This is a genomic window from Paenibacillus sp. GYB004 (assembly GCF_036577605.1).
Taxonomy (GTDB): Bacteria; Bacillota; Bacilli; order Paenibacillales; family NBRC-103111; genus Paenibacillus_AB; species Paenibacillus_AB oceani.
In genome coordinates, this window is sequence record NZ_JARBDB010000033.1 from 103,381 (window position 1) to 113,672 (window position 10,292).

Annotated in this window: 6 protein-coding genes; all 6 read right to left on the reverse strand. The window is 55.0% G+C overall.

Translation table 11 applies throughout. The features are described 5' to 3' along the window. Positions 1-381 precede the first annotated feature (381 nt). The 6 genes from PV433_RS14485 to PV433_RS14510 all read right to left on the reverse strand — a co-directional run bounded on the left by PV433_RS14485 (position 382) and on the right by PV433_RS14510 (position 9,817). Positions 382-2,601 carry an ABC transporter ATP-binding protein gene (locus PV433_RS14485; RefSeq protein WP_332072800.1) on the reverse strand — a complete coding sequence of 740 codons (2,220 nt, stop codon included), beginning with the start codon at positions 2,599-2,601 and terminating at the stop codon, positions 382-384. Positions 2,602-2,641: 40 nt separating this feature from the next. Further along, positions 2,642-3,244 carry a DUF1854 domain-containing protein gene (locus PV433_RS14490; RefSeq protein WP_332072801.1) on the reverse strand — a complete coding sequence of 201 codons (603 nt, stop codon included), beginning with the start codon at positions 3,242-3,244 and terminating at the stop codon, positions 2,642-2,644. Further along, positions 3,241-5,541, reverse strand: coding sequence for an ABC transporter transmembrane domain-containing protein (locus PV433_RS14495; RefSeq protein ID WP_332072802.1), 2,301 nt, complete (start codon positions 5,539-5,541; stop codon positions 3,241-3,243). Before PV433_RS14495 ends, PV433_RS14490 begins: the two co-directional genes overlap by 4 nt. Positions 5,542-6,021: 480 nt before the next feature. Beyond that, positions 6,022-7,740 (reverse strand): arginine--tRNA ligase, encoded by a 1,719-nt coding sequence (gene argS / locus PV433_RS14500; RefSeq protein WP_332072803.1) that lies wholly within the window; start codon positions 7,738-7,740, stop codon positions 6,022-6,024. 234 nt (positions 7,741-7,974) lie between these two features. Further along, on the reverse strand, positions 7,975-8,637 hold the full coding sequence (locus PV433_RS14505; protein ID WP_332072804.1) for a DUF1361 domain-containing protein: 663 nt from the start codon (positions 8,635-8,637) through the stop codon (positions 7,975-7,977). Positions 8,638-8,716: 79 nt separating this feature from the next. Continuing rightward, positions 8,717-9,817, reverse strand: coding sequence for an HD-GYP domain-containing protein (locus tag PV433_RS14510; RefSeq protein WP_332072805.1), 1,101 nt, complete (start codon positions 9,815-9,817; stop codon positions 8,717-8,719). Between the last annotated feature and the right edge of the window lie 475 nt (positions 9,818-10,292).

Below are 10,292 nucleotides of genomic sequence, written 5' to 3' on the forward strand. Positions count from 1 at the left end.
TGTCAGTTCTTTATCGAATGACCCAGATCAGGACGAATGCCCCATTCTGGAACATGTTCCGCGCAGATCGAAGATCAGGTTAGGTAAAAGTTCATACCGCCGTTGCAGGTGATTCCACAAGGAAAAAGGACCTCAGCCTCCACGTTACAGTGGAATTTGAGGTCCTTCCGTTTTGAAAATGGGGATGACCCCCGGTCAGACGAACACTTTTGGGACTAACCCTTCATTTCTTCCGCTTCTATTTTGTGTTGTACTTGATAGTAGCCGTACGCCGGACCGATCTATCGCACCGCGAGTTGCTCCCCATGCGTCCCGTAGCGCGGCATTGCGTTGCAGCCTGAGAGACGAGAGACGGCGGTCGGTCGACACCAACCAAACGTCCTACACCGCTCGTTCCTCGGCTCCCGCTTTCGGCTTCGCCATATTTCTTTGCGCCGTTACGAGTTTGTAGTAAATGCTTTTGTTTTCCATCAGCTCATGGTGCGTGCCGATCTCGGCGATTTTCCCTTTCTCGAGCACGAGCAGCCGGTCCGCATTACGCAGGGTGGAAAGCCGGTGGGCGATCGCAATCGTCGTCCGATTCCGGGTCACCCGCTTCAGCGCTTCCTGAATCGCGGTCTCCGTATCGATATCGAGCGAGGCCGTCGCTTCGTCCAGGATCAGGATGCGCGGATTGTTCAGCACCGCCCTTGCGATCGCAAGCCGCTGCCGTTCTCCGCCGGACAAATTGTTGCCGTTCTCATCCAGCTTCGTATCGTAGCCGTCTGGCAGGCGGATAATAAAGTCGTGGGCATTCGCCACTCTCGCCGCCTGGATCACTTCCTCGAACGTCGCGTCTGGCTTGGAATACCGGATATTGTCGAAGATCGTGCCGCTGAACAGGAACGTCTCCTGCAGGACGACGCCGATCTGCTGGCGCAGCTCTTCCTGACGAATCGAGCGGATATCGATGCCGTCAATCAGAATGCGCCCTTCCGTCACGTCGTAAAACCGGGATACGAGATTGATCAGCGTCGATTTGCCTGAGCCGGAATGTCCGACGAGACCGATCATCTCTCCCTGCTTGACCTCGAAGTTAATGTCCTTCAGCACCGGTTCATACGATTTGTAGCCGAAGATGACGTCCTGGAACTGAATCGAGCCACGGATCGGATGTTTGACCGAAGACTCCGTATCGAGCACTTCCGGCTGCTCGTCGATCACCGAGAACACGCGGTCCACCGAGATAACCGCATTTGCCACCCATCTCGGCATAAACATCAGCCACGAGATCGGGCCGAAGATCATCCCGGCATACATCGTAAACTGGATCAGTTCCCCGAGCGACATCTGCTTATTCAATATCATCGTACAGCCGATCATCAAGACCAGATATTGTCCGAGCTGGATCAAGTAGTTGGTTACGGGCGACAAAATGCTGAACACTTTTTCGGTTTTGATCGAAGCCCGCATAAAATCGCCGTTGTATTTTTTAAATTTGCGGATCTCGGTCTCTTCCTTGCCGAACGCCTTAACCACCCGGATTCCGCTCAGCACGTCATGCAGGAAGGTGCTCGATTTGTCGTAGATTCTCCACTGCTTGTGAAACAGCTTCCACATGACGAATTTCCAAATGTACATATGGAGAACCGCTACGATCGGCGCCGGCAGCAGCACAACAAGCGCAAGTCTCCAGTCGGCATGAAACAGCAGATACGTGGCCGACGCTAGCATAATCAGCTGGAAGATCGCGGTCGTACACAGCTCCTGAATCAGGTGGCGAATCCGGTCCGTATCGGACGAGATCCGGTTCATCATATCTCCGGCCCGCTGCGAGGTGAGAAACCCGAGCGACAGGTTTTGGATTTTGTCGTACACCATCTTCCGCAGATCCGCTGCGATGCCCGAGCTGACACCGGCCATGATCCGGCTTTTGGCAATCCCGAGCAGCTCGCCGAACACGAGGACGGCCAGCATCCCCGCGAGAGCGTAGAAAAACATCGGGACGCTCCCGGTTTGTCCTTCCGGAGGCTGCAAAGCCGAGTTGATCAGCACCTTCTGAAAATACGGTCCGAGCAGCGCCAGTCCGGCGGAGATGAACAAGACGACCAGACCGAGGCCGAGCAGAGGCCAGTGCGCCTTGGATACTCCGAGCAGCCGCTTGAACGCCGCCGCCTTGCTCATGCATTTCGGGCATACTCTCGTGCCGGAGATGAGAGGCCCTCCGCACTTGACGCAGATGGCCTCCTCCTCGTTATTGTAGATGCGGATCTTGTTTTTGGCCGACATGTCGTTCAAAACTTTGGCGATATACCCGTATCTGGCGGCATGCTGCATCGTCACCCGGACGATGATCCGCTTCGTGCCGTTTTCCACCGTTTCGAGCACGGCATTGCCGATCAGCGGGACGATTTTGTATTCCGTTCCTGACGAGATTACGCCGCTGGAGAGAGTTTGCCCTTGCTCGACATAAGCCCACTTCTCCGTCCCGATGACCAGATAGCCCGGCGTTCGCTGTCCGCTCAAAGACAGGTCGGCAGGGACGCAATAGGCGATAGGCTCCCCGACGGCATGCTGGGCGGCATGCATATCCTGCTGCGAGAGCGTATAATTTAAGTTCATTTCAGCCTCCGATTTTCTTAGGAAGTGCGTTTGCGTTTGCCTACATGCACATCTCGACCATGCGGTATTCCTTATCGGTCAGCTTCTCCAGATCGGGGATGATAAACCGGTTGCCGTCGACATCGGAGATGAGCAGCCGGCTTTCCGATACCAGCTTCACATTGCCTCCGCCGCCCCGTACGGTGAACCGGCAAAGCCCGGCGGTCGTTTCCGTCTCCCAGTAAGAGTAGCCGAATTCCTCTTTGATCTTGACCACTTTCGTAATCTCGGGAGCGAAATACCGGATTTTCACCTGTTCCTCAAGCAGATCGGCCGTCTCCTTCGGAAAGTCGTCCAGCGATTGGATCATTCCGATTTCTTTATTCTCAATTGTCCGGATCGAAATGTAGATCCGCTTGTTCGTATGCGGGAACGAACAATGCACGTACACGGAAGGCGTTTCTTCGCCGTCAACGGTTACCGTCAGCATATTGCCGGGCGTTTTCTTGAACGAGGCGTTGTCTTTCGTCAAGTAGCGGATCTTGGCCGCATCGGCGAGATCCGACTCTTTGCTCCCGTTCTGCTCCTGGCCTATCGGCACCTCTTCCTTTTTTTCCTCCTCCGGGCTTGCTTCCGTAACCGCAGCCGTAGTCGTAGTCGTCATGCGATAACCACCTCTTTCATCTTCAATGCCTCATCGTGCTTTTTCACAAGACCGTGATAGGTGCCTTCTTTCGCCATCAGCTCATCGTGCGTCCCGGCTTCAACGACTTTGCCGTGATCCATCACGACCAGGTAATCGGCATTTCTCAGCGTGGACAGCCGGTGCGCGATCGCGATCGTCGTTCTGCCCTTGATCAGCGAATCGAGCGCCTCCTGGATTTGCAGCTCCGTCTCCGTATCCAGCGAAGCCGTCGCTTCGTCGAGTATTAGCACCTTCGGATTATGAAGGATCGCGCGCGCGATCGACAGCCGCTGCTTCTCGCCGCCGGACAAATTGTACCCCCCTGTGCCGATAATCGTATCGTAGCCGTCAGGCAGCTTCTCGATGTAATCGTGGGCGTTGGCGATCTTCGCCGCATAAATAATATCGTCTACGGTGCATTCTGGATCGGCGTAAGCGATATTCTCGGCGATGCTGCCGGAGAACACGTAGACGTCCTGCGAGACGATGCCGATATGTTTGCGAAGCGATGCAGTCGTCATATCTTTCACATTGATGCCGTCGATCCGGATCTCGCCTTCATTGACGTCGTACAGTCTGGAGATCAGATTGACGAGCGTCGATTTGCCCGCTCCGGAATGGCCGACGACTCCGATCATCTGGCCCGGCTTGGCTTGCATGGACACCTCTTTCAGAATCGCCTTGTTCGGCTCGTAGCCGAAAACGACGTTCTGGACGACGATATCGCCCTTCATCTCGGTCAGCTCGACGGCGTCCTTTTTCTCCGCCACTTCCGGAACCGCGTCCTGGATCTCGAAGATGCGCTGGGCCGCCGACATACAGTGGGACCACCAGTTGACGATATTGTTCATAAACTGAATCGGGCCGTACAGCATATACATATAATTGACGAACGTCAGCACTTGACCGAACGTAAACTGATCCTTCATCACCATCCAGCCGCCGAACGCCCAGATGAGAATTCCGCCTGTCTGCGTCAATAGGTTCAGTACCGGGAATACGGTTCCACCCATCTTGTTAACCGTCTGCTCGGCGTGCGAGAACGACAGGTTCGCTTTTTGGAAGCGCTCTATCTCCTGCTGCTCCTTGCCGAACGCTTTGACGACCCTCGTCCCTCGGATCGTGTCGCTGATGATCGAGTTCAGCGCGCTCACCTTCCGGTGCCTTCTCCACGACAGCCTCCACAGCCTCGGAAACACTTTGCGGACGATATAAAAGACGATCGGCAGCGGCAGGAAACATAGCAGTGTAAGCTTCCAGTCCATAACAAGCAATATGGCGGTAATCCCGATAATATTCATCGCATTGACGATAAAATACGACAGCCCGTCAACGAAGAAATATTGGAGCTCGGTCGCGTCGTTGTTCACCCTGGTCATCAGCTGTCCGGTCTGCTTTCTCTGGAAAAAGTTAAGCGACAGCCGCTGCATGGACGAAAACACGCTGGACTTCAGGTCAAACGATACGAGGGCCGCCGTTTTGGCGATAATCATTCCGAAAAATACGCCGAACAGCAGCGATAACGTGCGAAAGGCGACAATGAGCAGGACGACCAGACCGATTTTCCCGGCGAACGTCCCTTCTCCTCCGAGCGCCTGATCGAACAGGACCGTCCCCTGCAAGTAAGGAATGACAAGTCCCGTGCCCGAGTTCAGCAGCATAAACAGGACGATGAAAAAGATCGAAACCTTGTACTTCCCCGCAAACGACAGCAGTCTCGTAAAGATCGCATGTTTCTTGATGCACTTCGGGCATACCTTCCGGCCTTTATCCGGGTAGATCATCCCGCACTTCGGACAAGAGGCCGATTCCTCTTCCGCCAATTCCTGGCTGTCGATCTCCTCGTTGTTCTTCAGCTTTTTGAACAGCGTGGTCAGCTTCGCCGCCCGGCTCATATGCTCGTTCGTAAAAGCGGCGACAACCTTTTCCTTCCCCTCCTCCTTGACAACGATCATCCCCGAAGCGACAAGATTGACGACCGACACGGCATCCAGTTGATCGAGCCGGATCGATTCCATCGTCCACGGTCCGGATGAGACCGTTTTCAGAGATGCTTTGTCCTTTTGTTTCCGGACGAACCCTTTGTAGTTTTTCTCTTGGGACGGCTGCCCGCCGCTCGACACAATCGTCAACGATTCCCGGCTGAGCAGCAAGTACGTATCCACGAAGCTGCCTTCCGTCGTCCGGTCGCAGACCATCCAGTAGACGATCTCGTCCGCCGTTCTCCGGTTCTGCGCAAGTACGGTTACCATTTCGTTTGGAAGTGTCCTCATCATCTCTCCAAATCCCTGCAAATTGGAATTTTTTTGGTACATAACACCAATCATACAACGTCTGCGCCGATCCGAAAAGGGAAAAAATCTTTGATAAACAACATGTAATCGAGTCGTTTTACGACTTAAGTCGAAGCTTCTCCGCCGTTCCTACTTTAACGAAAGATTACGGCGAAACGGGGAACATCCGGGTTCGTTGGAGCAAGTTAAAAGAATCCCAAACATTTGTTCCCACACAAAGATTACCAGAACGTGCGTTTGTAAGCAACAAAAGTTTTAGCTCCTCGTGTTATTAATAAATGTGTCCGAAAAAAACAAAAGAAGGCCCCGCAAATGGGGCCGACTGTTCAATCATTGGAGCTGTTTGTACAAAATAAAGCAGGAGAGCCATGCTTAGCCTCAGCAAGTCACCCTGGCTTACCCCCTGTAATGGCCTGCGTGATCACCGTTTCTTGCTCAGGAAGACATTGCGGCAAAGGCAAGCTAGATGCGCTCCGGCGACTGCATGCCGATTAGGCTCATGCCGGTGCGCAGCACCGTGCACATCGAGCGCACAAGCGCAAGGCGCGCCGCACGAAGCCCGGGATCGTCCACGAGAATCGGACATTCGTGGTAGAACCGGTTGAAGCTTTGCGCGATATCGATCAGATGGCGGCTGACGACCGACGGCTCCAGCTTTTCCATCGCCTGCATCACTTTATCCGGGAACGCCGCCAGCTCCTTCAGCACCTGCTGCGCTTCCGCGTTGTCCAGCAGCGCCGCGTCGATATCTTCGACCGAAGGCGCTAGACCACCGCCGGCCGCTTCCGCCTTGCGAAGAACGCTGCGTGCGCGGGCATATGTGTATTGCACGTACGGACCGGACTCGCCTTCGAAGTTGAGCACGTCTTTCCAGGAGAACGAGATGTCCTTGATCCGGTTGTTGCTCAAATCGTTGAAAATAACCGCCCCGACGCCGACCTGCAGCGCGACTTCGTCTTTATTTTCGAGCGACGGGTTTTTGCTGTCGATAATTTCCCGCGTCTTGTCAATCGACTGGCGCAGCAAATCTTCCAGCAGCACAACGTTGCCCTTGCGCGTCGCGAAGCGGACGCCTTCGAGACTGACGCGCCCGAACGCCACATGCACGAGCCGGTTCGCCCAGTCGTAGCCCATCAGCTCGATGACTTTGAACCACTGGGCAAAGTGCAGATTTTGCGCATAATCGGTCACATAAATCGCCTTGTCGAAATCGTACGTTTTTTTGCGGTACAGCGCAGCCGCTATATCCCGCGTATGATACAGGGTGCCCCCGTCTTTTTTCAAAATAAGCGCCGGAGCCATGTTATATTCGTCGAGCCGGACGAGATAAGCGCCCTGGTCTTCCTCCAGCAGCCCTTTCTCCTTCAGCTCGTCGACGACCGCGCCCATCTTGTCGTTATAGAAGCTTTCGCCCGCATCTGAATCGAACGTGACGCCAAGCAGCCCGTAGATCCGGTTAAATTCCTTGTAGCTAATCTCCTTGAACCAGCGCCACAGCCGCAGCGACTCTTCGTCGCCCTGCTCCAGCTTGACGAACCAGGCGCGCGCGTCGTCCTCGAGCTCCGGTCTCGCTTCCGCCTCATCGTGAAACTTCACGTACAGCCGCATCAGCTCTTCGATCTCGCCTTCCTCGACCTGACGCTCGTCCCCCCACAGCTTGTAGGCGGTAATCAATTTGCCGAACTGCGTTCCCCAGTCGCCCAGATGGTTAATCCCGACACAATCATAGCCGAGGAACCGGTGAATCCGGTACAACGCGTTGCCGATCACCGTCGATCTCAAATGGCCGACGTGGAACGGCTTGGCGATATTCGGCGAGGAGAAATCGATCACGATCGTTTTGCCTTTGCCCAGCTCGCTCGCTCCGAACCGTTCTCCGTCACTCTCTACCGCACGGAGCACACCTGCGGCAAACGTACGTTTGTCCAGAAATATATTGAAGTATCCCGATACGGCTTTCGTCTCCGCAATCGAAGGATGCTGCGGCAGCGAACCTGCGAGCCGCTCCGCGATCTGCTGCGGCGATTGGCGCAGCGCTTTGCTCAGCTTGAAGCAAGGGAGCGACAGATCGCCCATCTCCGCGTTGGGCGGCACCTCCAGCATCGACTCGATCGCGGCGGCGTCCAAGCCTTCCATCGCCGAAGCAACCAGAGCCGCCACTGTTTGTTTATACTCTCTCATTTGTTCTCCATCCTTTATATACGAGTGTCTGGTGCCGATAACCAGCTTTCCGGTTCGCCCGCGATTGTTCCTGCGAAACCGTTCGGGAGTCATCCGTCCTCCATTCGCTTTCGTCTAGCAAAAACACCCCGAACGGGGTGCTGACGCTTGGAACAATCGCCTTCCTATCTTTTTTTCCATTATAGAGAACCGACTTGGCGAAGTAAAGCGCGCTTTGGCAGGCTATCAGTCTTCTTATCGTCCTGTCCGAGGCGGTCTCGCCACATGATAAAAAATGGCGTACACGGCTCCCGTAAACAAGCCGAATGCGAGTATAAACAGCAGCGCATCCGGCCGCTGCACGATCTCTAGCGAATCGGCCACGATCCTCCAGGGGCGCGTCACCAGATCCCAGCTGTTCCAGCGCAGCACGCGTCCCAGATAAACGCCGACCGCCCCCAGCAGCAAGACAACCGCCGCGAACAGATGACCCGCAACCGGTCCGACGCGCCGGAGCGCCTCCAGGTGCAGTCCGTACAACGAGATCGTCCCGAGAAACCAGCCCAGCATCGCGGCCAGCATGTTAACCGACAAGTCGAAGTACAAGGTCGTCTTACCGCTCGCCCAGCTCAGATGAATCAGATCCGTCACGATATAAGAAGAGTTCGGATAAAAAGCGAGCCAGACAAGCCCCCACACTGCAGCAAGCAGTCCGGGCTTGCGGCCTCCGGCCAACGAGCGGCAAGCGAGGCGGGATGCGGCGAGAGGAATCCAGGCCAGCAGCAGATTCGGAACAATCAGCCACCTGAACGTCCCCTCGCCCGTATAAGCGATACGCAGTCCGACCATCGCCGCACAGAGGACGCTTGACACGATTAATGCCCACAGGACCGGGCGGGACAAGCGATCGTCCACCATCTCTTCTCCCCCCTCCTAGAAAATGGTTGCTATCATCATACCGGATTAGCCGGTAAAGCGCAAAAACTCCCGGTTCGGATCAAGATCCGCTGCCGGGAGCCGCTGCTTGCAGGTTGAACTCTGCCTCCGTCTCGTGACGGGCCAGAACCTGCTCGATCTGAATGTTGTAGTCTTTGCTTAAATCAATGAAACCGTCGTTTGTCTGAACGAGAGGACGCGTCTGGTGGTGAGGATGAATCAGGACGATTTTGCCTTCCGTTCCGTCCGTGAGCATAACCTTGTAACCGAGCAGCGCCTGCATAAATTTCCGGATAAGAACGGCTACGACGGCTGGATCAAACGTCCCGTACGCATGGCTCTCCATCTGCTGGAGCACCCGGTATACCGGCGACGGGTTGCGGTATTCCGTCTTCGACGACATGGCGTGGAAAACGTCGGCGACGGCTACGATGCGGCTGAACAGGTCGATTTTGCCGCTTTTCAGTCCGAACGGGTAACCGCTGCCGTCGATCCGCTCATGATGCTGTAACGCTACGGCCGCCTGCCGATGTGTCGCCCCAACCGTCTTCTTGATCATGTCGTACCCGAGCAGCGTATGGCGCTTCATCGTATCGTACTCGTCCTCGGTCAGTCTCTCCGGTTTGATCAGCAGTTCGGACGCTATCTGCGTCATGCCGGCGTCGTGAAGGATCGCGGCAGTAGTCAACTGCAGCAGTTCCGCCTCGCCGAGCTCCAGCCATTTGCCGAGCAGCATCGAGATCGCCCCGACCGCCACGCTGTGCCGGTACAAATAATCGTCCTTCGCCTGCAGCGTGGCCAGCAGCTGGAACAGGTGCAGTTGCCCGGTTGACGAACGGATCAGCGGAATGACCCGGCTGCGAATGCCGGCGAGCGGGATTTGTCTGGAAAGACGCATCTGCTCGAACGCTTCGCGGACGATGCCGACCGCTTCTTCGATCTCCGCGTGATGCGAGCCTCCGGCGGACAGATCGGCATACGGTCCGACTTCTTCCACCTCGTCTACAGGAAGCTTCAGTCCGTGACCGGTTATCGTTTCCAAGTGAAGTTTATTCAGAACAGTCCCGGCCGGCAGCACGAGAGCGCCTTCCTGCGAGAACATATCTTGACGCAGTCTTTTGCCGAGCAGCGATTCATTTATAAATAACATGCGATGATTCATGAAGGTTCTCCTCCTTACGGGAGCAACTCCATTGTACCGGAGACGGCCGGCAAGCGGGATTAAAGCATGTTGAAATCTTCATTAAATATTCAATTCAAATCAGCTCATCACTAAACTTCAATTTCAGGGTTAGCTGCCGCTTCTCCCGCCTGCCCGCGGGAATGGAACCGGTCATCCGGAAAGCCGATTGCCAGCAACCCTGCGAGATGCTCGTCGTCCCCGATCCCGGCGAAGGCTTAACGTTTGCTCGTTTGACATTACGCTTCAATCCTTTCGGTTCGGTTCATCCTCCCTATCACAACAATAATAATAATCATTATCAATGATAAAATGACAAATCAAAGCATACTAGTGCCCCATCAGATAACCTTGATCTTGTTTTGCTCACGTAGAATAGCCGCATGACGTTTGTTTTTATTCCGCCAACGAAGATAAGCTTGAATAGCTGAGCCAAGATCTTTATGCGCTGTGAAGT

Coding starts and splice junctions, on each gene's coding strand:
- PV433_RS14485 (WP_332072800.1), bottom strand. CDS start 2,601: ATGAACTTAAATTATACGCTCTCGCAGCAGGATATGCATGCCGCCCAG.
- PV433_RS14490 (WP_332072801.1), bottom strand. CDS start 3,244: ATGACGACTACGACTACGGCTGCGGTTACGGAAGCAAGCCCGGAGGAG.
- PV433_RS14495 (WP_332072802.1), bottom strand. CDS start 5,541: ATGATGAGGACACTTCCAAACGAAATGGTAACCGTACTTGCGCAGAAC.
- argS (WP_332072803.1), bottom strand. CDS start 7,740: ATGAGAGAGTATAAACAAACAGTGGCGGCTCTGGTTGCTTCGGCGATG.
- PV433_RS14505 (WP_332072804.1), bottom strand. CDS start 8,637: ATGGTGGACGATCGCTTGTCCCGCCCGGTCCTGTGGGCATTAATCGTG.
- PV433_RS14510 (WP_332072805.1), bottom strand. CDS start 9,817: ATGAATCATCGCATGTTATTTATAAATGAATCGCTGCTCGGCAAAAGA.